This is a genomic window from Massilia sp. Masssp94 (genome assembly GCF_059491305.1).
Map to the genome: position 1 here is coordinate 2,737,787 of NZ_CP168501.1, position 24,081 is coordinate 2,761,867.

A 24,081-nucleotide genomic window follows, 5' to 3' on the forward strand; every position below is an offset into this window, starting at 1 on the left:
GGCACGATGCGGCCGCAGGGAACATCAGCGTCCGCTGCGGAACAGGACGACCTTCAGGGTGTCGATCAGGATCAGGACGTCCAGGAACAGGCTGTTGTTCTTCACGTAGTACAGGTCGTACTGCAGCTTCTGCAGCGCGTCCTCGGCCGAGGAACCGTAGCCGTAGCGCACCTGGGCCCAGCCGGTGATGCCCGGCTTGACGCTGTGGCGCACGTTGTAATACGGGACCACTTCGATCAGCTGGTCGACGAAGTACTGGCGCTCCGGGCGCGGACCCACGAACGACATGTCGCCCTTGAGCACGTTGAGCACCTGCGGCAGCTCGTCGATACGCGTCTTGCGCATGAAATTGCCGACGCGCGTGATGCGCGGGTCGTTCTGCTGCGCCCATTGCGGCTTGCCGCCCTTTTCCGCGTCGGTGCGCATGCTGCGGAATTTGTGGACGAAGAACGCGGCGCCGTCCTTGCCGACCCGTTCCTGGGAATAGAACACGGGACCGCCGTCTTCCAGCTTGACGGCCAGCGCCGCCAGCAGCATCAGCGGAAGCGTCAGCACCATGATGATCAGGCTGCAGACGATGTCGAAGCTGCGCTTCATGAACGTGCGCACAAAGCTCTGGTCGAAGCCGCCGCCGAACACGAGCCACGACGGCTGCAGCGAATCGACGCGGATCTGGCAGGTCTCGCGCTCGAAGAAGGTCGCGGCGTCGGTGACCTTGAAGCCCTGCAGCTTGCACTCGAGCAGATCCTTGATGGGGAAGCCGCCGCGGCGGTTCTGCACGGAGACGACGATTTCCTCGACGTTGTACTGGCGCGCCAGCGCGACGAGCGATTCGCCCTCGCGCGACTTCAGCAGGCTGGTCCCCGGCACGCACAATTCCTCGGTCGGCGTCGGCACGAAGCCGGCGATGTTGTAGCGGTGGTAGCTGGTGCTCTGCATCGCCAGGTCGCTGCATTCCTTGGCGAGCGGGCCGCTGCCCAGGAACAGGATGCGGGTTTCCAGGAAGCGCAGCTCGGACGACTTGAAGAACACCATGCGCGCCAGGAAGATGCCTCCCGCGGCGATGCCGAACACGAGCGCCATGATGCCGCGGCCGAAATACAGGTCGGGCGCCACGTAGAACACCAGCGTCAGGATCAGGAAGCCCATCAGGAACGAGGGCATCAGCTTCATGAAGAACGGATGGCGCAGGCCTTCGTTGAAGTCGAGCTGGTACATGCCCATGGCGCTCATGCTGAAGATGATCGCGGCGGTGAATGCGATGGCGGATGTAAAGAAGTGATGGTCGAGGTTGGGCAGGGACGCGTTCTGGCCCAGTTCCATGAACCGCACCGTCGCGCCGATGTAGGCTGCGCCAAGCAGCACCAACACTTCGACGAACAGAAGGACGAATACGATCTTCGACACATAGTGATTAGAAATCCTAAGCACAATTGCCTCCGGTGTAGCTGTTATTGCTGATTTGCACAACCAATAGTCGAGCCGGGATACGCGTGCGCGTTCCCAAAAGTTCTTGACTCAAGGAAATAAAACAAGGCCGGAAATAGCCTGGAACTGTCATTGTCATCATCACATGCAAAACGGCAAGGCTCGGGGGTCCAAGCGGCCTGCCCTCGGCACGACCCATCGAATAGTCACGGCATCTGCAGCTGCGGATGCCGGCGATACATTACAGACGCCAGAGGCAGTAGCCAGCCTCGCGGATCCCGTTCGGATCGAACTGGGCCTTGACGTCGACGAAGCAGCCGCCGTCGTTCAGCTTGGACTGGAAATCCGTCAGCGAACGCGCCAGCACTTCCTTGTGCGGCACCGCAACGATGAGGGCATCCCCCTTCGGCAGGTCTTCCCAGCGCTCCAGTGCGATGCCGTATTCATGCTGCGCTTCGTCCGCTTCGGCCACCGGGTCGTGCACGTGCACTTCGACACCGTAAGACTGTAGCTCGTACACAATGTCCGCGACTTTGGAATTGCGCAGGTCCGGGCAATTTTCCTTGAACGTCAGGCCGATCACGTTGACTTTCGAACCCTTGACGTGGAAGCCCGCCGAGATCATCGATTTGACGGTCTTTTCGGCCACGAACTTGGCCATGCCGTCGTTGATGCGGCGCCCCGCCAGGATCACCTGCGGGTGGTAGCCGATCATCTCGGCCTTGTGCGTCAGGTAGTAGGGGTCGACGCCGATGCAGTGGCCGCCCACCAGGCCCGGGCGGAACGGCAGGAAGTTCCATTTCGTGCCGGCGGCCTTCAGCACTTCCAGCGTATCGATGCCGATCTTGTCGAAGATGATCGCCAGTTCGTTCATCAGCGCGATGTTCAGGTCGCGCTGGGTGTTTTCGATGACCTTGGCCGCTTCCGCGACCTTCAGGCTGGACGCGCGATGCACGCCGGCCTTGACGACGGTCTCGTACATGGCCGCCACGCGTTCCAGCGTCTCCGCGTCGTCGCCGGACACCACTTTCATCACGTTGGTCAGCGTGTGTTCCTTGTCGCCCGGGTTGATGCGCTCGGGCGAGAAGCCGACGTGGAAGCCATCCTTCCACTTCATGCCGGAGAATTTTTCCAGGACGGGGATGCAGACTTCCTCGGTCGCGCCCGGATACACGGTCGATTCATAGATGACGATCGCACCGCGCTTCATGTGCTTGCCGACGGTCTCGCTGGCGCTGATCAGCGGCGCGAAGTCGGGCACGTGGGCGATGTCGACGGGGGTCGGAACGCCGATCAGGATGTAATCGGCCTTGGCCAGCGCGGCCGGGTCGGTAGTGACGCTCAGGTGGCGCGCCGAACGCAATTGCTCAGTCGACACCTCACCGGCGGGATCGACAAATTTCTTGTAGCTCTCGACCTTTGTCGTCGACAAATCGAAACCGATCGTCGGGCCGAGCTTGCCGAACTCGACAGCCAGCGGCAAACCTACATAACCCAATCCCACTACTGCGATGACCTCGTCTGGCTTCATATTGATTCCGTTCCGCTTGGTTGCTATTACGATAACTTTGAGTCAGCACGGAAAAACGTCTGCCCGCTCGACGAGTCAACTCGCCTTGCCGACAACGGCGCCTTGTGCCATCGTCGTTTGCAGACCAACGTTCACATCGTGGGAGCCCATCGAATTTTCACGAATCCTCACCGCCGTGCTGATGAGATAATAACATTTTATCGATTACAAGTTAGCAACAAGACATACCGTGCGCATGAATCGAAACGTTCCGAGAACAGCAGAATAAGTGGCTGCGGTCTAAACAGGCAAGCAATACCTTGTCCTTACGTCCCGGAGTGTTGTAAGCGCGGTTATTGAGCGCTCGTAACTTGTCGTAATGTTATGTCTTTCGGGTAGGCGGTGACATTGCCTGCGTCGAGATCGAGGAAGGCGGCGCGGCCGGTCCTGCTACGCTCGCGGTTGGCGGCGATGGCCGCCTTGTCGATGCCGGCCAGCAGGCGGATCTTGGCCAGCTGCAGCTTGACGTCCTGCATGTTCACGCGCGCCAGCGCATAGCCGAGGTGGGCGAACACGGACACCCATTCCCGGCCGAAGGAGAAATGCGTGTTCGGGTTCGAGCTGCGCGCGATGACTTCGCGCCGGAAGGTTTCGCCCGATTCGAAGAATTTGCTGGGCGGGCGCTGTTCGCGGTCGTGATAGATACGCGACGTGGGCAGGACGCCCAGTTTCAGTTTGTGGAACTGCAGGCGCTGCGTGTAATTGTCATCCTCGCCGTAGTGGAAGAACGACGGGCTGAAGCCGCCCACCTGTTCCAGGCATGCGCGCGTCACCAGCCAGGCGGCGGCATTCACGAAACCGACGTCGTACACGTCCTTGATGCGGCCGAGGAAGAGATCCGAGTACAGGCCCCGGCATTTGTTCGGCGCGATGTAGTTCGAAAAGCCGTAATCGAGGCCGTCGCCGGCGCCGTTCAGGTGCATCGGGCTGATGACGCCATAGGCGGGATGCCGCTGGTGCGCCTCGACGAGTTTTTGCACCGCGTCCGGATCGATCCAGGCATCCTGATTGAGCAGGAAGACATAGTCCGCGCCGCGCTGGTACGCCATTTCCATGCCAATGTTGTTGGCCTTGCCAAACCCGTGGTTCGTTCCGGTAGCGACGACCTCCACTTCCGGATACTCGGCCGCGATGCGCGCCAGGGTGTCGTCCTTCGATCCGTTGTCGATGACGATCGTGTGCAGCGGCACGGTCGACTTGCGCAGGCTGGAAAAGCACGGGGTCACCCACTTGGATCCGTTGTAGGTCACTATCACCACAAAAACCTTGGCGCTCATCGTCGTCCTCTTTGAAATGGCTGGAAAATCGGCTGCAGTGCCGGATGTTGACACATTTGCAGCAAATTCGGAAGGAAACGGGCACTACGGTGTGCGGGGAGACAGGAAGGCATGGCGCGGCTGGCGGGGATCGAACCCACGACCCTTGGCTTCGGAGGCCCAAAAATAGCCATAGATAAGCACTATATTTATTCGAGACATTATCTTTATTGGCACAATCTTGGCACACTAACAGCTCAGCTAGAACTTTCGAACGACAAATGCCAGCCCATCCGCGATGTTGGCCATAACGTTGTCCAACTGGGTCAATAGGCAACTTTATCTTGCGTGCCAAGTAGCAGCAGCGCCGGGGGCACCATCACGCCCCCGTAGCTGCGGAGCCGGCGGCGTGTCGACCGTGACTACTACAAGTCCTGGATATTCAGCCGCACCACAACGCCAAATCCCGGCGTTTCCGCCGCTGGTCGCGATGGTCCCGGCTCCCTCCAGGAAAGCTCCACCGGCGGGTTTACGGTGACGACGAACACTTGCATAGGCGGAAAGTGAAGCACCACGACACGCCACCGTTGAGTAGTTTGGTAAGTCATCTCCCGTAATCAATGCCGGCATTTTCGGCAGTTGGCCCTGGTCTTTGCCGGGGCCAACGCTTCACTGGGGTCCGAAACTATGATGATCTCTTGCATTCGAAGCTATACGGTATTGGCCGCTGTGTTCGCCACGTTGCTCTCAACTTCTGCTGCCGCTGCTGCCACGGCGCCGCGCGCATGGCTAGTCAGCAAAGGCAATACACAGGCCGTGCTAGTCGGCGAGTCTCACGTCGGTACCCCAGTTGAGAACGATCACTACTTTGAGACCGTCGTGAAACCGAGTTACGCGGTGGCGGAGGTGGCCGTAATGGAGACTTATTTCGTTCCGGACCAGCTCCGGAACGGATCGTTCGCGCTCGGCGCGCCCTGCTTTGACGATCCGAAGGGTTTGCACACGCAGCGCTTGCATCTTGCCTTTGACGCTCTGATTAAGGCGACACGGGATAGCCATCTTGACGTGCCAAACTGGCTCGAAAGCTGGGCGCTCGTGCCGGAATACCTGACTTTGACGTTGTTGGACACGTTTACGACAGCGTCGCTCGGGCCGGCATATGACGTCGTCAGTGAAACAGGCATTTCCTTCCGCCTGCGTGGCACGGACACGACATCGAAAAAGACGATTGGCCTAGATACGCTCGGGGACAGGCGAACGCACTTCTGCAGCGCGAGTGCCGCTGACCGAGCAGATTTCGTTGCTGATAAAGCCCTGCAGGTTTCGCGCCTGCTGCGCCTGAAGCAATCGGATCCGTTGTATGGCTCCCTTGGCAAACTAGCAGTCGTCGCCGGGGAGGTTACTGACGAAAAGGTCCGCTGCGTCGACCGCCCGACGCCCTGTGCCATTGATCCGGTTTCTCCTGGCGATCAGATCTTGCAGGACAAGGGACTGGAGACAAACTATAGTTCGGGTACTTTTGAGATCATGATCAAGCAACGTACCCATGCCTGGGTTCCCCTCATCGCCAAAACCATTTCCGAACATCACAGAACCTTCGTCATCGTCGGTGCGCTGCACCTTCCCGACCTACGAGTTGGCACCCGGGTCGAGCCTGGTTTGATCAGTCTGCTGCGCCAGCAAGGCTTTTCGGTCACCAGTATCTGCGGGGCCAATGACATCAGTGCGACATTCCTATCGCCTTCCTGGTTCGACCGCGTGCGCTCCGCGCTGGGTAGCTTATGAAGACCATATTACAGACCGAAGCAAGCGAGTTCGGCTTGGCCAGCCTTGCCATGCACGGCTCGTGCACTATGCCGCCATGCTGGAACGGGCAGCGCGGCCACTGAGTCTGCCTAGATGTGCCGTGACTTGTTTCGAAACGTACGAGACGCCGGCACAAATTTGGCACATTCAATATGCCAAGAAATGAATTCAATGCGCGACACTGCTGCGTATCGCAGCACGTAAATGATTGAATTTTATAGGGATTGTGGCGCGGCTGGCGGGGATCGAACCCACGACCCTTGGCTTCGGAGGCCAATACTCTATCCACTGAGCTACAGCCGCGCTGGAGGAGGCGATGCGAAGGATACAGTCTTTCCCGGGCGTCGTCTATGGCAACGCGCCGCTCCAGTGGGAAATTGCGTTTCCACCAAGTGTCTTTGGGTCTATAATCGCCCGGCGGCATTGCATATAAATAAGTATTCCACGTATTCCGCAGGGCAGAAGCAGGTTTTTTTAATTTGTATTAAGGAAATCATGAGCGACGCGCACAACGAACACCAATCCTTTATCCGGACCCCCAAGCAACTGATCATCGCAGTGGCTGGTTTTTTCCTGGTCATCGTCATCGGCATCATCCTGCTGGTGATCTTTGCCACCAACAAGCCCCTGGGTGGCGCCGGGTCCGAAAGCCAGAGTGCGCAAGCCGTCGCGACGCGCGTGCGCCCGGTGGCCGAGGAAGGGTTTGCGTTCAAGGACGTGAACGCGCCCAAGGTGCTGCAATCGGGCCAGGCCGTGTATAACGCCACCTGCGTCGCCTGCCATGGCTCGGGCGCAGCAGGTGCGCCTAAGGCTGGCGACGCAAGTGCCTGGGGCGCCCGCATCGCGCAGGGCTACGACACCCTCGTCCAGCACGCCGTGCAAGGCATCCGCGCCATGCCGGCCAAGGGCGGCAATCCCGATCTCGACGACATCGAAGTCGCCCGCGCCGTGGTCTACATGACCAACCAGTCGGGCGCCAAGTTCAAGGAGCCGGAAGCCCCGGCGGCAGGCACCCAGGCGCCGGCCCAGGCCGCAGCCGCACCGGCAGCCGCCGCCGCACCCGCCCCGGCCCAGCCGGCAGCAACGCCGGGCACCCCGCCTACCGCAGGCGCGATCGCGACGCCGGCCGTCGCCGGCAACAACGAAGCCGGCAAGGCCCTGTTCAATACGGCCTGCACGGCCTGCCATACCGCGGGCATCGCCGGCGCACCCAAGGTCGGCGACAAGGCCGCGTGGGCACCGCGCATCGCGCAAGGCACGAATACGCTGTACGAGCATGCCATCAAGGGCTTCCAGGGCAAGGCCGGCGTGATGCCGCCGAAGGGCGGTTCCACAGCGCCCGACGCCGACGTGAAAGCCGCCGTGGACTATATGGTCGCGGCCGCGAAATAAGCCGAAAAAAACCGTCCTGCGGGACGGTTTTTTCATGAATGAGATAAGGAATGAACGTGTCACCGTCGTACACCCCCGTCATCCGCCTGTCCCTCGCCGCGGCACTGCTGGCCACGGCCGGCGCCGCGGGCGCCGCCACGCTGTCGGTGGGTCCGGGCAAGACTTATGTCGCGCCGTGCGCGGCCTTCGCCGCCGCCAGGGATGGCGACACCATCGAGATCGTCGGCGACTGGACGTACAGCGGCGACACCTGTGCGATCGCCCGCAGCAACCTGACCATCCGCGGCGTGCAGGGCCGGCCGGTCATCGACGCGGCCGGACGCCAGTTCGGCAACAAGGGCACCTGGGTCGTCACCGGCAACAACATCACGGTCGAGAACGTGGAGATGCTGGGCTCGAAAGTCATGGACGGCAACGGCGCGGCGCTGCGGCTGGAAGGCACGAATTTCACGCTGCGCCAGGCCTTCATCCACGACAACGAAAACGGCATCCTGATGGGTGCGAACCGCAACAGCAACGTCGTGATCGAACACAGCGAATTCGGCCACAACGGCCACGGCGACGGCCAGACGCACAACCTGTACATCGGCAACGCCAAAAGCCTGACCTTCCGCTACAACTATTCACACGACGCGAACATCGGGCACAACCTCAAGTCGCGCGCGATGTTCAACATGATCGCGTACAACCGCTTCTCGAGCACGCCCCCGGGCAAGCCCGGCAGCACGGCGAGCGGCAAGCCGTCGTACGAAATCGACCTGCCGAACGCCGGTACGTCCTACATCATCGGCAACGTGATCGAGCAGCCGGCCATCAACGACAATCCGAACATCGTGGCGTATGGCGAAGAAGGGGCGACGAATCCCGGCCAGGATCTGTATGTCATCAATAACACCTTCCTGAACGACTTCAGCAGCGGCACGTTCCTGTTCATCAGCGGCAAGGTATCGACCCCTGCCCTAATCCAGAACAATGTCTTCGCCGGTCCCGGCACCGTGAGCACGCAGGGCAGCGCCGTGCAGAAAGACAACCGTCGCATGGACAAACCGGGCTTCATCGACCGCGCCGGCTTCACGCTGCGGCCGCTGGTCAACGGGGTCGTCCTGAAAGCGGGGCCGGCGGCGGATCCGTGGACGAGCGGCACCGGCGGCCGCTGACGCTTATACGCAACATTTCGCCTCCGTAAGCGTTTTTTCCGCTGACTTTTCTCAAAAAAGTGAAAGCGGCCGCGTTGTGCCTAAACGCTAAGACCTCTTATAAATTTTTAACTATTGGTCTCTGGTTACCGAAACTCGTGCGTTTCATAGGGAGAATAAAAGTTGGGTTGAAGAAACACAAACACCGAAAGACCGAATAAAATGTTCAAGAAGTCATCAAGATGGAATTTTTGGCATGCATAATGCTGAACGACGCGGCAAACGTTTTGTTCCAGGTCTTTTTAATTGACCAACTATTGTTACACGCCGTTACAAAGGGTGAATCGTAAACCTCGTATTCTGCATCTTGCCCTTGGGAATTACTTCCCGCACAGAAACTTTACGAGGAATCTCATGCACACTTTGCGTAACCATTCACTCCTGGCTGCCACCATTCTGATGGCCTTCGCAGGTGTGACCTCCGCTTCCGCAGCCACGCTGTCCGTCGGCCCCGGCAAGACCTATGCCAAACCCTGCGCCGCCATCGCGGTCGCCAAGGACGGCGACGTCATCGAAATCACCGGCAATACCACGTACAGCGGCGACGCCTGCAGCATCAACCGCCACAACCTGACCATCCGCGGCGTCAACGGCCGTCCGAAGATCGACGCCGCCGGCAAGAACGCGGCCGACAAGGGTATCTGGGTCGTCAACGGCAACAACCTGACGGTCGACAACGTCGAGATGTACGGCGCGAAGGTCATGGACGGCAACGGCGCCGCGTTCCGCCTGCAGGGCGCGGGTTTTACGCTGCGTAATTCGTTCATCCACGACAACGAGAACGGCATCCTGGCGAATGCCAACCTGAACAGCGACATCCTGATCGAATACACGGAATTCGGCCACAACGGCCGCGGCGACGGCCAGACGCACAACCTGTACATCGGCCACGTGAAGAGCCTCACGTTCCGCTACAGCTATTCGCATGATGCGAACATCGGCCACAACCTGAAGTCGCGCGCGGATACCAACATGATCGCGTACAGCCGCTTCTCGAGCACGCCGCCGGGCGAAACGGGCAGCACCGCCACCGGCCAGCCGTCATACGAGATCGACCTGCCGAACGCCGGTACGTCCTACATCATCGGTAACGTCATCGTCCAGCCGGCCGCCAACCAGAACCCGGCCATCGTGGCCTACGGCGAAGAAGGCGCGATCAACGCCGGCAGCGACCTGTACGTCATCAACAACACGATCCTGAACGAGTACGGCGACGGCACGTTCCTGTTCGTCAGCGGCAAGGTCCCGACCCCGGCGGTGGTCCAGAACAATATCTTCGGCGGCATCGGTACCCTCAGCTCCCAGGCGAGCTCCATCGTGAAGAACAACTACCGTTCGGTCTCCCCGGGCTTCGTCGACCGTGCCAAATGGGACCTGCATCCGACCGCCAGCGCGCTGGTGATCAATGCCGGTACGGATCCGGGCAAGTCGGCCAAGGGCGTGTCGCTGACCCCGGTCGCACAATATAAAGCCACTGCATCCGGTGAAGCACGTCCGGTGGCCGGCCAGTTGGACATCGGCGCCTATGAAGTGACGGGCGACGCTGCGAACACCACGCCCGTGACCTGGACCGCCTGCGGCAACGAAGGCTCGACCTGCTCGTTCAGCGGTACGCGTGAAGTCCGCTTCGGTGCCAACGGCATCTATACGTCGAAAGTGGTCACCGGCTCGACCGCGTGCACGAGCGCCGTGTTCGGCGATCCGATCCGCGGCGTCGCCAAGACCTGCAGCTATTCCAGCGCACTCTCGACCGTGACGGCGACCGCGGCCACGGGCCCGTCGTGGATCCCGTGCTCCGGCGAAGGCGGCACCTGCGTGTTCAGCGGCACCCGCGAAGTCCGCTACGGCGCCGGTACCTCGTTCTCGACCAAGACGTTCACGGGTTCCATCTACTGCGCGAATACCGTGTTCGGCGACCCGGCAAAAGGCCAGCTGAAGACCTGCAGCTACTCCAGCAACACGATCACGACCTCGGGCACCTCGACCACGACCCCGGCCCCGGCCCCGACCGCACCTGCCGCCAACGATACCGGCTGGACGGCGTGCGCGGCCGAAGGCGGTACCTGCTCGGTCACGGGTACCCACCAGGTCCGCTACGGCGCCAACGGCTACTATGTGACGAAGACCGTGACGGGTCCGGTTGCCTGCACGAACGCCGTCTTCGGTGACCCGGCTTACAGGATCGCCAAGTCCTGCAGCTACAAGTAATTCGCGGGGCGTGTCCCCTTCCGAAAAACGCGGCCTCGTGCCGCGTTTTTTGTTTTGGAACGAACGGATCAGCGCCCGTTTGTGGCGTCAAAGTCGCATTAATAGTCCGCAATTACTCCAGATACAACTTTTACTCATAAAATAGTTTCCAGGACTGAACTTTTTCTGTACAGTCCACGAATGGGCTGGTCACCAGCACAAATTTTTTCGAAAAAAAATGCGGCGTGAACGCAACATCGACTTGATTTCGAAAATTTTTTTTCGTAGCCATTCCGACCACGGGTGTCAGCTCGGCACTTGCCAGTCAGATATGCATATTGTCACTCTGGCTCTGTCGATAAATTTTCCACCGGAAATTACATTCCATAGGGAAAAACCGTAAAAAGTCGTTTCAGGCTTCCTTTTTCTTGCATTGGATACTAGAAAAAGCGATCACAAAATGTTCTTTTGCTCTACTAAATAAGGCTAAAAGGAACAATAATTAGCCTCTTTTCAGGATTGCCGTTCAGCTATTTTCGGTTACACTTCGTTACAAACCGTCGATCTCAAACCTCGTATTCTGCAACTTTCCAGCAGGCACAACTGCTGACAGGCAATCGCTTACGAGGACATCGACATGCAACAAACCGCATCGCGCAACACCCAATTCTCTGCATCGCACCTGGCTGTTGCCGTCCTGATGGCGTTCGCAGGTGTGACCACTGCATCCGCAGCGACGCTGTCGGTTGGCCCGGGCAAGACCTACGCCAAGCCGTGCGCCGCGATCGCCGCCGCCAAGGATGGCGACGTTATCGAAATCACCGGCAACACCACGTATAGCGGCGATGTCTGCTACATCCTGCGCCACAACCTGACCATCCGCGGCGTCAACGGCCGTCCGAAGATCGATGCGGCCGGCAAGAACGCCGGTGGCAAAGGCATCTGGGTCGTCGACGGCAACAACCTGACCGTGGACAACGTCGAAATGTACGGCGCTAAAGTGCCCGACGCGAACGGCGCCGCGTTCCGCCTCGAAGCGGCCGGTTTCACGCTGCGTAACTCGTTCATCCACGACAACGAGAACGGTATCCTGGCGAACGCCAACGCGAACAGCGACGTCGTGATCGAGAACACCGAATTCGGCCACAACGGCGCAGGCGACGGCCAGTCGCACAACCTGTACATCGGCCACGTGAAGAGCCTGACGTTCCGCTACAACTTCTCGCACGACGCCAACGTCGGCCACAACCTGAAGTCGCGTGCGGACACCAACCTGATCGCGTACAACCGCTTCTCGAGCCTGAACCCGGGCGAGACGGGCAGCACCGCCGCCGGCAAGCCGTCGTACGAGATCGACCTGCCGAACGCCGGTACGTCCTACATCATCGGCAACATCATCCAGCAACCGGCATCGAACTCGAACCCGGCGATGCTGGCCTACGGTGAAGAAGGCGCGGTCAACGCCGGCAGCGACCTGTACGTCATCAACAACACGTTCCTGAACGACATGGGCAGCGGCGGTACGTTCATGTTCGTCAGCGGCAAGGTGCCGACCCCGGCCGTGGCCCAGAACAACATCTATGCCGGCGTGGGCACGTTCAGCACGCAGGGATCGACGATCGACAAGACGAACTACCGTTCGGCATCGCCGAGCTTCGCGAACCGCGCCGCGTACGACCTGCATCCGGTCGGCAGCGCGCTGGTGATCGATGCCGGTTCGGATCCGGGCGTGTCGGCCAAGGGCGTGTCGCTGAAGGCTGTCGCGCAGTACAAGGCTGTCGCCGCGGGCGAAGCCCGTCCGGTGGTCGGCCAGATCGACATCGGCGCGTACGAATCGCTGACCGCGCCGACCACGACGACCACGTCCTGGACCGCGTGCGGCAACGAAGGCTCGACCTGCGCGTTCAGCGGCACCCGTGAAGTCCGCTTCGGCGCGAACGGTGTGTACACGTCGAAAATGATCACCGCGTCGACCCCGTGCACGACCGCCGTGTTCGGCGATCCGATCCGCGGCGTTGTCAAGTCGTGCAGCTACGCCGGCACGACCACGGCGGCCGCGCCGGTGACCGGCACGCCGACCTTCACGGCCTGCGCCACCGAAAACGGCACCTGCTCGTTCACCGGCAAGCGTGAAGTCCGCTACGGCACCAGCACGATCTACACCTCGAAGGTCGTGACCGGTCCGGTCAAGTGCACCAACGCCGTGTTCGGCGACCCGGCACGCGGCCAGGTCAAGTCGTGCTCCTACTCGAGCGTGACGCAGTAATCGCTTTACCCGCACCATGAAAAAGGCCGCTTCGATGAACTGACCCCGTAAAGTTGGACGGTTAGTTTGCTAGGCAGCCAAGGCCTGAGTTCTGTATTGCACAGGACTCAGGCCTTTTAGTTTGAGTTTGATACGGTCGTGATTGTAATAATGGATGTACTCAACCAGGCCATCCCGTAACGCATCGACGCTGTCGAATTTGTTCAGGTAGAAGAACTCTGACTTGAGCACCCCGAAGAAGCTTTCCATGGCCGCGTTGTCATGGCAGTTGCCTTTGCACGACATGCTCTGCACGAGTTCCCGCTCCCGAAGCTGATGCTGGTAAGCCGGCATCCGATACTGCCATCCCTGGTCGCTGTGAAGCAGTGGCTTCTCATGAGGCTGCAGCTTGGCCAAGGCTTTCTTGAGCATTGAGCTCACCATGTCGAAGACGGGACGCTTGTTCATTTCGAAGGAAATGATTTCGCCGTTGTACAGGTCCAGCACGGGCGAGAGGTACAGCTTCTCGCCGGCGACGTTGAACTCGGTCACGTCCGTCACCCACTTCCGATTGGCGGCATCAGCCTTGAATTGGCGTTGCAGTTCATTGGGCGCAGCTTGCCCCACTTCGCCCTTGAACGAGCGGTACTTCTTCGGTCGCACGAGCGATTTCAGCCCCAGTAATCCCATCAAACGCTGGACGAGCTTATGGTTGACTGGACTGCCTGACTGGCGAATCGCGGCGGTAACGCGTCGGTAGCCATAACGTCCCTTGTGGCGTTAGAAGACAGCTTTGATTGTCTCTTTCAGCTTCCCGTACTTGTCCTCCTGTCGCAGCAAACCCTGCTGATAATAGAAGGTGCTGCGCGGGAGCTGCGCCAGCTGGAGCAAACTGGCGATCGGGAACTGCTGCCTTAGTTCTTGCACTACTTGCGCTTTTTGCGCGGCGCTTGCTTTGGCCGGGCTTGAACTAAGGCCTGCAACTTTTTTACGTAAGCTAGCTCCATACGCAGTTGATTTACCTCGGCCAGCAAATCCTCGCGGCTGCGCTTGTCGTCATCCGGAGCCTGATCCGGCTTACTTGTGTCTGACGCCGTCATCGGCCTGGGTCTTCCTCTACGGCGTGGTTTCAACGCCTCGATGCCGCCCTCCTGGTACGCACGCTCCCACATGCTACCCATCGCATAACTGCGAATATCGAATCTGGCGGCAGTTTGATTAATCGAGAGCCGATTGTCCCACATGTGCTGCAACACAGACAGCTTGTACTCAGCGCTGTATCCGCTGGACTTCTTGCGCAAACCTGCCCCGCCGTGGAGCTGGTAGGCCGCGACCCACCGCTGCAAAATGACATGGCTACTTAACCCGTGCCGTCTTCCGATCGCACGGTAGCCTTCAGATGTGTCCGCTAGATAGTCCTGGACAACGGCGAGTTTGAACTGCTCGCTGTACTTGGCCATGAAAAAACCCCAAAAGTTGGTGTCCAACTTTTGGGGTTTAGTTCAATCGCGCGGCCGTTTTTATTGCACCGCGCGCCGCTCGGCGAACACCGCGCGCTTGGAGATCACGAAGTTGAACATCAGCGCCACCGCCGACCCGGCCACGACGCCGAGGAACAGGTTCAGCGTGCTGTGGTCGGTGAACCAGAGCCAGGTCTGGTAGACGGCCACGTTGATGAAGCCGCCCACGCCGGTGAACGCCAGATACTGCAGCCACTCGCGCACGGAGCCGGCGTCCTGCTTCACGAACGTGAAATGGCGGTTGACCTTCCACGTGACCGTGGCGGCCACGAGGAACGACACGATGCGCCCGCTCATGGGGCCGAGGCCCAGGCCCTTGACGACGGCGTACAGGACGCCGAAGTCGGTGACGAAGCCCAGCGCGCCGACGAGGCAGAAACGGAAGAACTGCTTCAAGCCTTTTTCTCGCGCGTGGCCCCGACCGACGGCACGGTCAGGTAGGCCAGGCGCTTCATTTCGCGCCGGCCATGGGTGACGGTGTCGAGCACGAGGCCGCAGGTGAGCGCCAGGAAGGCCAGCAGCATCATGCTGGCGGCCAGCACGGCGGTCGGCAGGCGCGGCACCAGGCCCGTCTCGAGATAGGTCACGAGCACGGGGATCGACACGCCGATCGACACCAGCGCCAGCAGCGCGAACAGGATCGTGAAGAACAGCAGCGGCCGCTCGTTCTTGAACAGCTTCGTGATCATCAGCAGGATGCGGAAACCGTCGCGGTAGGTCGACAGCTTGCTGGTGGAGCCTTCCAGGCGCGCGCCGTACGGCGTGTCCAGTTCGCCGATCGGCATGCGCAGCTGCAGCGCGTGCACGGTCAGCTCGGTCTCGGTCTCGAAGCCGTTCGACAGCGCCGGGAACGATTTCACGTAGCGCCGCGAGAACACGCGGTAGCCCGACAGGATGTCGGTGAAGCGGTTGCCGAACAGGTGCGCGACGAAGCCCGTGAACAGGGCATTGCCGAAACGGTGGCCGGCGCGGTAGGCGGCTTCCTCGGAGTCGACGCGGCAGCCGACGACCATGTCCAGGTTTTCCTCGACAAGCTTGGCGATCAGCGCCGGGGCGCTCGCGGCGTCGTAGGTGATGTCGCCGTCGCACATCAGGTAAATGTCGGCATCGATGTCGGCGAACATGCGGCGCACGACGTTGCCCTTGCCCTGCAGGGTCTCGGCGCGCACGATGGCGCCCGCGGCCGCTGCCACTTCGGACGTGCGGTCCTTGGAATTGTTGTCGTAGACGTAAATCCGCGCCTGCGGAAGTTCGCGCCGGAAGCCTTCGACGACGGCGCCGATGGCGGCCTCCTCGTTATAACAAGGCAGGATCACTGCGATGTCGAGGCCGGCATATGCGGCGCGGGCCGCTTCGATCGGCAATACATTGGTTTTCAGTGTGGAAGGCATGCTGCGTCCTCGCTGCGGATACTGTTGTGTGACGGGTGAACTGGGATTACTGCAATTTGGTGAGCGCCGTCGCCTTGGCCGGCAGGCCCATGTTGCGGACGGCCGCGATGTCGGGCCGGGCCGGGGCGACGGCGTCGTAGACTTCGGTGACGCCCGACCGGTACTGGTGCGGCAGGGTCTGGCCGAGCCGGAAGCCGGAATCGGCGCGCGCCAGTGCCGCGCGCACCTGGGCACTGTGCGGATAGGCGTCCTTGCCGCCCTCGCGCACGATGACAACGTGCTGGACGCCCAGCCGGTGCAGTTCGGCCAGCACGTCCGCGGTGTCGTGGTACTTGAGGGTATAGGTGGTGCCCATGAAATTCGAGTCGGCCAGCAGCTTCGATGCGCGCACGACGTAGCCGCGCAGCGCGCTGTCGTGCACGGCCATGTCGGCGATGAACCAGCCTTCGGTGGAGGCGCTGCCGTCGATGACGGTCAGCACGGGTTTGGCGGCGGCCAGGCGGTCGGTCACGGCGGCGATGCCGGTATCGGCCTTCGGCGCGCGCTGGACCAGGTGCACGATGCCCGGCACGGCCATCACGACGGCCAGCGCGGCGAGCGCCGGTGCGGGCGTGCCCGCGCGCAGAAGGGAGGGCAAATGAGCCAGCAGGCGCACGGCACCGAGCACGGCCAGCACGACGACGGCCGGCAGCGCGGGCGCCATGTAGCGTTCGACGATGTCGACCGGCACCAGCGACTGCAGCAGCAGGGTCGCCAGCAGCAGGCTGATCACGGCGCTGACGATCGTCCAGCGTTGCGGCGCCGCGCGGCGTGCGCGGAACTCGGCCACGATGGCGTACAGGGCCAGCAGGCCGCCGACGGGCGTCACGTTCCGCCCCAGGGCCTGCAAGTTGTACAGCAGCGCCTTCGTCGCATACGGCAGGCCCGCCTGATAGTTGAAACCGTCGGCGGCGATCTTGGCCGTCAGCATGTACCACGGCACGACGATGGCGGCCGCCAGCGCGGCGGCGACGTACAGCCGCACCGACAGCAGCAGTTTCCAGTTGGCCGTCAGCAGGATGTGGAAGACGGGAACGAACACGACGAGCCAGCCGTTGCCCTTGACGAGCACGGCCGTTGCGGCGAGCAGCGCGAACCCGAGCGCACTGCCCCAGCCGGGACGCACGCTGAACGCGATCCAGACGGCGGTGGCGGCGACCAGGCAGGCGGTCAGCGGCTGGTCCGCCATGAACATCACGTGGCCTTCGAGCACCAGCGGCGTCACCGCGTAGACGAGCGCGCCGGCCAGCGCGGCGCGGCGGTCGGCCAGCATGGACAGCGCCGCGGCGACGCCGATCGCCGGCAGTGCGGCGAACAGGACGTTGACGGCGAAGATCACCGGCAAGGTCGGCGGCAGCACGAGGAACACGAGACCGAGGATGCCGTAATAGGCCGGTGGCCAGTGCCCGATCGAGATTTTCGGATAATGGACGTAGAAATCGGTGGCCGCGCCCATCGGATTGCTGCCGAAATGGCGGGCAATGTAATCGGAGACAAAATACCCGTTGAGGAAGTGCGACGGTTCATCCGCCCCGGAAAAACCGGACTGGTACGACTTCGCCATGAACACGGCCAGCGCGCCGACGAGGACGGCGCACAAATAAGCCAGGCAAAGGAACCGGGACGAGGGTTTCTGGAAAACCGCTTGCATGAATGTCGGGGAAAGGTCAACGATGGGACAGCGTCGCGAACTTTAGCATATTTGCAAGCTTTAAGAGCATCAAGTTGTAACCATGTTGTATTTGCGACCGCTAACAACGACAACGCCATCCCCGGGACTGCGGGATGGCGTTGGGGCCGGAATTACCAGATGATGACGCGCTCCTGCGGCGCCAGGTACATCTTGTCGCCCTGCTTGACCTTGAAGGCGTCGTAGAAGCCCGGCTGGTTGCGCAGCGTGCCGTTGGCGCGGAACTGGCCCGGCGAGTGCGGGTCGGTCTTCACCTGCACGATCTGCTGCTGCTCACGCATCTTGGTGCGCCACACCTGGGCCCAGCCCATGTACAGGCGCTGTTCGCCCGTCAGGCCGTCGATCACGGGCGCCTTCTTGCCCTTCAGCGAGATCTTGTAGGCTTTATAAGCGATCGCGAGACCTGAGTTGTCGGCGATGTTCTCGCCCAGCGTCAGTTCGCCGTTCACGTGGTAGCCCTTGATCGGCTCGAACTGGTTGTACTGGTTCACCAGCATCTTGGTCTTGGCCTCGAAGTTCTTGTGATCGGCCGCCGTCCACCAGTCGCGCAGGTTGCCGTCGCCGTCGTACTGGGCGCCCTGGTCGTCGAAGCCGTGGCTGATCTCGTGGCCGATCACGGCGCCGATGCCGCCGTAGTTCACGGCATCATCCGCATTCGCGTCGAAAAACGGCGGCTGCAGGATCGCGGCCGGGAAGACGATCTCGTTCATCTCCGGGTTGTAATACGCGTTGATGGTCTGCGGCGTCATGCCCCACTCGTCGCGGTCGATCGGCTTGCCCAGCTTGTTCAGCTCGCGGTTGTACTCGACGTCGCGCGAACGCATCACGTTGCCCACCAGGTCGTCACGCGACACGACGAGGGCCGAGTAATCCTTCCACTTGTTCGGGTAGCCGATCTTCGGCGTGAACTTGGCCAGCTTGGCCTGCGCTTCCTTCTTGGTCGCCGGCGACATCCAGTCCAGCTTGTCGATGCTCTGCTTGTAGGCGACCAGCAGGTTCTTGACCAGCGCTTCCATGCGCGCCTTGCGCTCCGGCGGGAAGTACTCGGCCACGTACAGCTTGCCCAGCGACTCGCCCTGCGAACGCTCGATCGCGCCCACGCCACGCTTCCAGCGCGGTTCCATCTCCTTCACGCCCGACAGCGTCTTGCCGTAGAAGTCGAAGCGTTCGTCGACGAAGGCCTTGTTCAGGTAGTTCGCGTACGCGTCCACCAGGTGCATCGTCAGGTAGGCCTTCCAGGTGTCCAGCGAGGTCTTGTTGGAGATCTCGGCGAAGCCTTTCAGGTAGGTCGGCTGGCTGACGATCACATAGGTCGTCTTGCCGGCGATGCCGGTGGCCTGCAGGTAGCCGTTCCAGTCGTAGTCCGGCGCGACCTTGCCCATGTCGGCCAGCGGCACCTTGTTGTAGGCCTTGATCGGGTCGCGCAGTTCGACCTTGGTCCACTGCACCTTGGCCAGCTCCGTCTCGAAGTCGACGATCGCCTTCGCGTTGGCGGCGGCATTCTTGTCGCCGGCCAGCGCCAGCGTCTTCTCGACGTGCGTCAGGTACTTGGCCTTCGCGTCGGCCAGCTTGGCGTCGTCCGCCTTCAGGTAGTAGTCGCGGTCCGGCATGCCGAGGCCACTTTGATAGATGTCGGCGACGTACTTGGTCGAATCCTTGTTGTCCTGGTGGATGCCGAAATCGTACGGCACGTTCACGCCGATCTTGCCCAGGTGCGCCAGCAGCGCGGGCAGCTCGGACTTGTCCTTCAGCGCCGCGATCTTCGCCAGTTCGCCGTTCAGCGGGGTGATGCCGAGCTGCTCGAGCTTCGCTTCGTCCATGAAGCTGGCGTAGTAATCGCCGATGCGCTGGGCGTCGGTGCCCTTGGCCGGGTTGCCGGCGGCGGCTTTCTCGATGATGCCGCGCAGCTGCGGCAGCGTGTCGTCGCGCAGCTTGGCGAACGAGCCCCAGCTCGATTTGTCGGCCGGGATCTCGACCGTCTTCATCCACTTGCCGTTCAGGTATTCATAGAAATCGTCCTGCGGGCGCACGGCCGGATCGATGTATTCGGTGGCGACGCCGGCGGCCAGGGTCTGGCCCTTCTTGATGGCCGTGTTCTTGGCGGCGGCGCCTTCCGCCGCATGGCCGGCGTTGGCAAGCAGCGCCAGGGTCAGGGCGCTCAACAGGGTGTGCTTCTTCATCATCTCTTCATCTCCCTCGGGTTGTTATGGGTGGGATGGTGGGTTGCCGGCGGGGGTACCGCCGGCTTCGATTATCGCTGATGGCGATCCGTTTTGTTACCAAATCGTGACGCGCTGCTCCGGCGGCAGGTACATCTTGTCGCCTTCCTTCACGCCGAATGCCTCGTAGAACGCGGCCTGGTTGCGCAGCGTGCCGTTGGCGCGGAACTGGCCCGGCGAGTGCGGGTCGGTCTTCACCTGCACGATCTGCTGCGCCTCGCGCATCTTCGAGCGCCACACCTGGGCCCAGCCCATGAAGAAGCGCTGGTCGCCCGTGAGGCCGTCGATGACAGGGGCCTGCTGGCCGTGCAGCGAGATTTTATAAGCCTTGTACGCGATGGCAAGGCCCGAGTTGTCGCCGATGTTTTCGCCCAGCGTGAGGGCGCCGTTGACGTGGTAGCCCGGCAGCGGCTCGAAAGAGTCGTACTGCTTCACCAGCATGTCGGTCTTGGCCTTGAAGCGCGCCTGGTCGTCCGCCGTCCACCAGTTGCGCAGATTGCCCTCGCCGTCCGACTGGCTGCCCTTGTCGTCGAAGCCGTGGCCGATCTCGTGGCCGATCACGGCGCCGATGCCGCCGTAGTTGACGGCGTCGTCCGCGCTCGCATCGAAGAACGGCGGCTGCAGGATCGCGGCCGGGAACACGATCTCGTTCATGCGCGAGTTGTAGTACGCGTTCACCGTCTGCGGCGTCATGCCCCACTCTTCGCGGTCGATCGGCTTGCCCAGCTTGTCGATGTTGCGGTTGTAGGCGAAGGCCGCGGCGCGCATCACGTTGCCGACCAGGTCATCCTTCCTGACGCTCAGGCGGGTGTAATCGCGCCACTTGTTCGGATAGCCGATCTTCGGCGTGAACTTCGCCAGCTTGGCCTGGGCTTCCTTCCTGGTCTCCGGGCCCATCCAGTCCAGCTGGTCGATCGATTCCCGGTACGCGGCGAGGACGTTCTTGACGAGTTCCTCCATGCGCGCCTTGCGCTCCGGCGGGAAGTATTTCGCCACGTATTCGCGGCCCAGCGCCTCGCCCAGCGCGCCCTCGACGACGGACACGCCGATCTTCCAGCGCGGACGGTTGACGTCCGCGCCGGTCAGCGTCTTGCCGTAGAAATCGAAGTCCGCGTCGACGAACGCCTTCGACAGGTAAGGCGCGTATTCGCGCAGCAGCTGCCACTGGAAATACGCCTTGACCGTCTCGATGTCGGTGTCGGCGAGGAGCTTGTCGAAGGCCCGCAGGTAAGTCGGCTGGCCGACGATCACGTAATCGACCTTGTTGCCCACGCCGGCGGCGCCGAACGCGGTCTTCCAGTCATAACCCGGCGTCAGCGCGGTGAGCTGCGCCACGTCCATCTTGTTGTAGTTCTTGTTCGGATCGCGCAGTTCGACCTTCGTCCACTGCGCCTTCGCCAGTGCCGTCTCGAACGCGACGATGGCCTTCGCCTTCGCGTCCGCCTCCTTGTCGCCGGCGAGCGCCAGGATCTTCGCGACGTGCTGTTCGTACTTCGCCTTGGCCGCGGCCATCTTCGCGTCGTCCGCCTTCAGGTAGTAGTCGCGGTCCGGCATGCCGAGGCCGCCCTGGCGGATGTAGGTGGCGTACTTCGTCGACGCTTTCGCATCCTGCGCCACGCCGATGCCGTACGGCGTCGCGACACCGATTTTAATGAGGTGCGCAATCAGGTCCGGCACGCCCTTCTTGTCCTTCAGCGTGCGGATGCGCTGCAGTTCGCCCGTCAGCGGCTTGTAGCCCTGCGTCTCCAGCTTCTTCTCGTCCATGAAGCTCGTGTACAGGTCGGCGATCTTTTGCGCGTCCGTGCCGGCCTTCTTGTGCGGATCCTTCTGGTCCGCTTCGATGATGCCGAGGAGCTGCGGCTGCGTGTCCTCGCGCAGCTTCATGAAGGTGCCCCAGCTCGAGCGGTCGGCGGGGATCTCGGTCGTCTTGAGCCACTTGCCGTTCAGGTAAGTGAAGAAATCGTCCTGCACGCGTACGCTCGGGTCGATGTATTGCGTGTCGATGCCGGCGCGGTCCGCCGCCGCGGTTGCCGCGGAGACGAAGGTGGTCAGCATGGAAAAGGTCAGGGTACTGAGAAGGTAACGTTTCACGAGGGGTCCTTGTGTGCTGCGGTGTGGCTTGTGGCCATCCGCGAATGTAACACGGCCCAGTGTGCCGATACACCGGGCCGCCGTCGCCGCGCTCTGCACGAGAATCGCTGGCGGCGGGCTCTTGAGGACTTCGCTGGTGCTCATGACTATCGTTGTTATCGGTTGCGCGGCGGCACCAATTTTAGCGGGGAAGGATAGTCGAATCAGCGACGGGCGGCGGATTTTTACTTAACGATACATTGTATGTACGCCTCAGCCGCCGAGATTGATCGACGCGCCGCCGGGGCCGCCCATGCCGCCGCCCATGCCGCCACGCCCGTGACCACCCATGCCGCCCGGACGGCCGCCGCCGCGCTCCCCGCCACGTTCGCCGCCGCGCTCGGTGCCCGAACGCCCCTCCGGCACCACGCGCATCAACTGCTCGCCCATGAACGTCGCGACCTGGGCGCGCTGCTTGTCGTCGAGCGCATCGTTCACTTCCAGCCACGCTTCGCGCAGCTGCTTGTCCTCGGTATTGGTCGCCGCGGCTTCCGCCTCGACGGCCCGGTTCAGGTCGCGCAATTCGACCTCCGGCTTCGCCAGCAGCGTCTTCGCCTGTTCCTGCAGCGCCTCGCGGCGGCGCTGGCGCTCGCGCAGGATGGAGCGCGAACGGCCTTCCACCTGGTTCCACAAGGTCTGCTGGTTCGGGGTCAGGTTCAGGGATTTCTTTACGTCGGCGGACATGAACAGCAGATCCTCGACGCGCATGTCCATCAGCGGGACGGCGAACGAAGGGACGGCGCTGCCGATGGCGAGCGCGCACAGGACAGCGCGGGCGAACCGGGTCGTGATCATCTTTGGGCTCCGGGCAGAAAAAAGCCCACGGTGGGGGAACCGTGGGCAAAGACCACTTCAAGAGTGGAGAGAGAGAGAAAAACTGATAAGAACTATATGCTCCGCCCCCCACCCTGTCCGGGCACTTTACAAATGCTTACGCCGTGTTTGCCGGGAGATACAAGGATTAACAAGAACCCCGAGGTCGTATTTACGGCGGGTACTTACAGCGGCAGGTGCCGGCTCCACCCATCGGCCATCGCCCGCGCGAGATCCGCATGATTCGCGTGCCGGCTGGCGCGGTCGCGCTCGCGGCAAAAGGCCTCGTCGCGGTTGAACAGCGACGCCGCCAGGCCGCGGCCGGCCAGCGTGATGCCCGCCGTCTTCTGGAAGCGCAGCGCGGTGAACGCTTGCAGGGCCTGGCCCACATCGCCCGGATGCGCGTCGATGCGGTTCGCCAGGTGCCACGCGTCTTCCAGCGCCTGGCACGCGCCCTGGCCGGACGTGGGCAGGGCCGCGTGGGCCGCGTCGCCGATCATGACCAGGTTGTCCCGGTGCCAGGTCGGCACGGGATCGTGGTCGTGCACATAGATCTTGTTGATGCGCGCGGCGGGCGTGGTGGCGACGATGCGCCGTACCGGTTCCGGCCAGTCCGCGAAGAGGCGCTGCAGCTCGTCCCGATAAGCGTCCGGATCGCGCGTGCCGATCGTGGCCTGCGCCGCGCCGCCGGCCCAATACGCCTTGTCGCGCGCGACGGGCACGATGCCGAAGCGTTCGCCCGTGCCCCAATAGTCCGAGATCGTGTCCACGTCGAACTCGCCCTCGCAGACGCCGATCCAGTTGATGAAGCCCTGGTAGATGGGCGCATTGCCGCCCGTGACGTAGCGGCGGGCGCACGATGCCATGCGGCCGTCGGCGCCGACGACGAGATCCGCCGTCAAGGTCGTCCCGTCGTCGAAGTGGACGACCGCACCCGGTTCGATGCGCGCGACGTTGCGGCCATACCGGACGGCGACGCCCAGCGCCTGCAGCCGCGCCGACAGGATGCGCTGGAAATCGCTCCTGAGGATGGACAGGCTGGGATAGCCCATCCGCGCGTCGATCAGGCCGATGTCCAGCGCGCCGAGGTCCGCGCCGGCACGCGACAGGCGACGCATCGCGCGCGGGCGGCCGGCGACACCCGCCACGCCACCGCCGAGAATGGCTATGTGCATGTGAATAAAAAAGGCTGCCGCGGC

General features: G+C 62.1%; 15 protein-coding genes, 1 tRNA gene and 1 pseudogene. 5 read left to right on the forward strand and 12 right to left on the reverse strand.

The window, feature by feature from the left end; all coding sequences use genetic code 11:
• Positions 1-24 precede the first annotated feature (24 nt).
• The 3 genes from ACEN9G_RS12145 to ACEN9G_RS12155 form a co-directional block, all read right to left on the reverse strand.
• The gene (locus tag ACEN9G_RS12145; protein ID WP_413341115.1) at positions 25-1,407 is read right to left on the reverse strand and encodes a TIGR03013 family XrtA/PEP-CTERM system glycosyltransferase; all 1,383 of its coding nucleotides are present in this window, start codon (positions 1,405-1,407) and stop codon (positions 25-27) included.
• A gap of 262 nt (positions 1,408-1,669) precedes the next feature.
• Positions 1,670-2,959, reverse strand: a complete 1,290-nt coding sequence (locus ACEN9G_RS12150) for a nucleotide sugar dehydrogenase (protein WP_413341117.1) — start codon at positions 2,957-2,959, stop codon at positions 1,670-1,672.
• Positions 2,960-3,291: 332 nt separating this feature from the next.
• A complete protein-coding gene (locus ACEN9G_RS12155; RefSeq protein WP_495605544.1) occupies positions 3,292-4,224 on the reverse strand; it encodes a glycosyltransferase family 2 protein in 933 nt (310 codons plus the stop codon).
• Positions 4,225-5,133: 909 nt separating this feature from the next.
• On the opposite strand from ACEN9G_RS12155, the gene ACEN9G_RS12160 reads away from it, so the two are divergent.
• Positions 5,134-6,039, forward strand: a complete 906-nt coding sequence (locus ACEN9G_RS12160) for a TraB/GumN family protein (RefSeq protein ID WP_413341120.1) — start codon at positions 5,134-5,136, stop codon at positions 6,037-6,039.
• Between the two features lie 248 nt (positions 6,040-6,287).
• On the opposite strand, the gene ACEN9G_RS12165 is transcribed toward ACEN9G_RS12160, so the two are convergent.
• Positions 6,288-6,363: transfer RNA gene (locus ACEN9G_RS12165), tRNA-Arg, on the reverse strand.
• Positions 6,364-6,555: 192 nt separating this feature from the next.
• Between ACEN9G_RS12165 and ACEN9G_RS12170 the strand changes: the two genes are divergently transcribed.
• The 4 genes from ACEN9G_RS12170 to ACEN9G_RS12185 all read left to right on the forward strand — a co-directional run bounded on the left by ACEN9G_RS12170 (position 6,556) and on the right by ACEN9G_RS12185 (position 13,101).
• Complete coding sequence (locus ACEN9G_RS12170) at positions 6,556-7,452, forward strand: c-type cytochrome (protein WP_483126677.1); 897 nt, start codon at positions 6,556-6,558, stop codon at positions 7,450-7,452.
• Positions 7,453-7,502: 50 nt separating this feature from the next.
• Positions 7,503-8,609 carry a right-handed parallel beta-helix repeat-containing protein gene (locus ACEN9G_RS12175; RefSeq protein ID WP_413337632.1) on the forward strand — a complete coding sequence of 369 codons (1,107 nt, stop codon included), beginning with the start codon at positions 7,503-7,505 and terminating at the stop codon, positions 8,607-8,609.
• A 393-nt stretch (positions 8,610-9,002) separates the two neighbouring features.
• Complete coding sequence (locus ACEN9G_RS12180; RefSeq protein WP_413337633.1) at positions 9,003-10,856, forward strand: right-handed parallel beta-helix repeat-containing protein; 1,854 nt, start codon at positions 9,003-9,005, stop codon at positions 10,854-10,856.
• A 616-nt stretch (positions 10,857-11,472) separates the two neighbouring features.
• The gene (locus tag ACEN9G_RS12185; protein WP_413337634.1) at positions 11,473-13,101 is read left to right on the forward strand and encodes a right-handed parallel beta-helix repeat-containing protein; all 1,629 of its coding nucleotides are present in this window, start codon (positions 11,473-11,475) and stop codon (positions 13,099-13,101) included.
• A gap of 69 nt (positions 13,102-13,170) precedes the next feature.
• Here ACEN9G_RS12185 and ACEN9G_RS12190 read toward each other — a convergent pair.
• The 8 genes and pseudogenes from ACEN9G_RS12190 to ACEN9G_RS12225 form a co-directional block, all read right to left on the reverse strand.
• Positions 13,171-14,540: pseudogene (locus ACEN9G_RS12190) on the reverse strand (IS3 family transposase).
• 60 nt (positions 14,541-14,600) lie between these two features.
• On the reverse strand, positions 14,601-14,996 hold the full coding sequence (locus ACEN9G_RS12195; protein WP_413337636.1) for a GtrA family protein: 396 nt from the start codon (positions 14,994-14,996) through the stop codon (positions 14,601-14,603).
• Positions 14,993-15,991: a glycosyltransferase family 2 protein gene (locus ACEN9G_RS12200; RefSeq protein ID WP_413337637.1), complete on the reverse strand. Its 999-nt coding sequence runs from the start codon at positions 15,989-15,991 to the stop codon at positions 14,993-14,995. Before ACEN9G_RS12200 ends, ACEN9G_RS12195 begins: the two co-directional genes overlap by 4 nt.
• A gap of 46 nt (positions 15,992-16,037) precedes the next feature.
• Positions 16,038-17,681, reverse strand: coding sequence for an ArnT family glycosyltransferase (locus tag ACEN9G_RS12205; RefSeq protein ID WP_413337638.1), 1,644 nt, complete (start codon positions 17,679-17,681; stop codon positions 16,038-16,040).
• A 152-nt stretch (positions 17,682-17,833) separates the two neighbouring features.
• Complete coding sequence (locus ACEN9G_RS12210) at positions 17,834-19,900, reverse strand: M13 family metallopeptidase (protein WP_413337648.1); 2,067 nt, start codon at positions 19,898-19,900, stop codon at positions 17,834-17,836.
• Positions 19,901-19,996: 96 nt separating this feature from the next.
• Positions 19,997-22,030 carry a M13 family metallopeptidase gene (locus ACEN9G_RS12215; RefSeq protein ID WP_413337639.1) on the reverse strand — a complete coding sequence of 678 codons (2,034 nt, stop codon included), beginning with the start codon at positions 22,028-22,030 and terminating at the stop codon, positions 19,997-19,999.
• Positions 22,031-22,282: 252 nt separating this feature from the next.
• A complete protein-coding gene (locus ACEN9G_RS12220; RefSeq protein WP_413337640.1) occupies positions 22,283-22,864 on the reverse strand; it encodes a Spy/CpxP family protein refolding chaperone in 582 nt (193 codons plus the stop codon).
• A 203-nt stretch (positions 22,865-23,067) separates the two neighbouring features.
• Positions 23,068-24,057, reverse strand: coding sequence for an FAD-dependent monooxygenase (locus ACEN9G_RS12225; protein WP_413337641.1), 990 nt, complete (start codon positions 24,055-24,057; stop codon positions 23,068-23,070).
• Positions 24,058-24,081 lie beyond the last annotated feature (24 nt).

Excerpts from the sequence above, each read along its gene's own strand:
- ACEN9G_RS12150 (WP_413341117.1), bottom strand. The coding sequence starts at position 2,959 with ATGAAGCCAGACGAGGTCATCGCAGTAGTGGGATTGGGTTATGTAGGT.
- ACEN9G_RS12170 (WP_483126677.1), top strand. The coding sequence starts at position 6,556 with ATGAGCGACGCGCACAACGAACACCAATCCTTTATCCGGACCCCCAAG.
- ACEN9G_RS12175 (WP_413337632.1), top strand. The coding sequence starts at position 7,503 with ATGAACGTGTCACCGTCGTACACCCCCGTCATCCGCCTGTCCCTCGCC.
- ACEN9G_RS12180 (WP_413337633.1), top strand. The coding sequence starts at position 9,003 with ATGCACACTTTGCGTAACCATTCACTCCTGGCTGCCACCATTCTGATG.
- ACEN9G_RS12185 (WP_413337634.1), top strand. The coding sequence starts at position 11,473 with ATGCAACAAACCGCATCGCGCAACACCCAATTCTCTGCATCGCACCTG.
- ACEN9G_RS12200 (WP_413337637.1), bottom strand. The coding sequence starts at position 15,991 with ATGCCTTCCACACTGAAAACCAATGTATTGCCGATCGAAGCGGCCCGC.
- ACEN9G_RS12205 (WP_413337638.1), bottom strand. The coding sequence starts at position 17,681 with ATGCAAGCGGTTTTCCAGAAACCCTCGTCCCGGTTCCTTTGCCTGGCT.
- ACEN9G_RS12210 (WP_413337648.1), bottom strand. The coding sequence starts at position 19,900 with ATGAAGAAGCACACCCTGTTGAGCGCCCTGACCCTGGCGCTGCTTGCC.
- ACEN9G_RS12220 (WP_413337640.1), bottom strand. The coding sequence starts at position 22,864 with ATGATCACGACCCGGTTCGCCCGCGCTGTCCTGTGCGCGCTCGCCATC.
- ACEN9G_RS12225 (WP_413337641.1), bottom strand. The coding sequence starts at position 24,057 with ATGCACATAGCCATTCTCGGCGGTGGCGTGGCGGGTGTCGCCGGCCGC.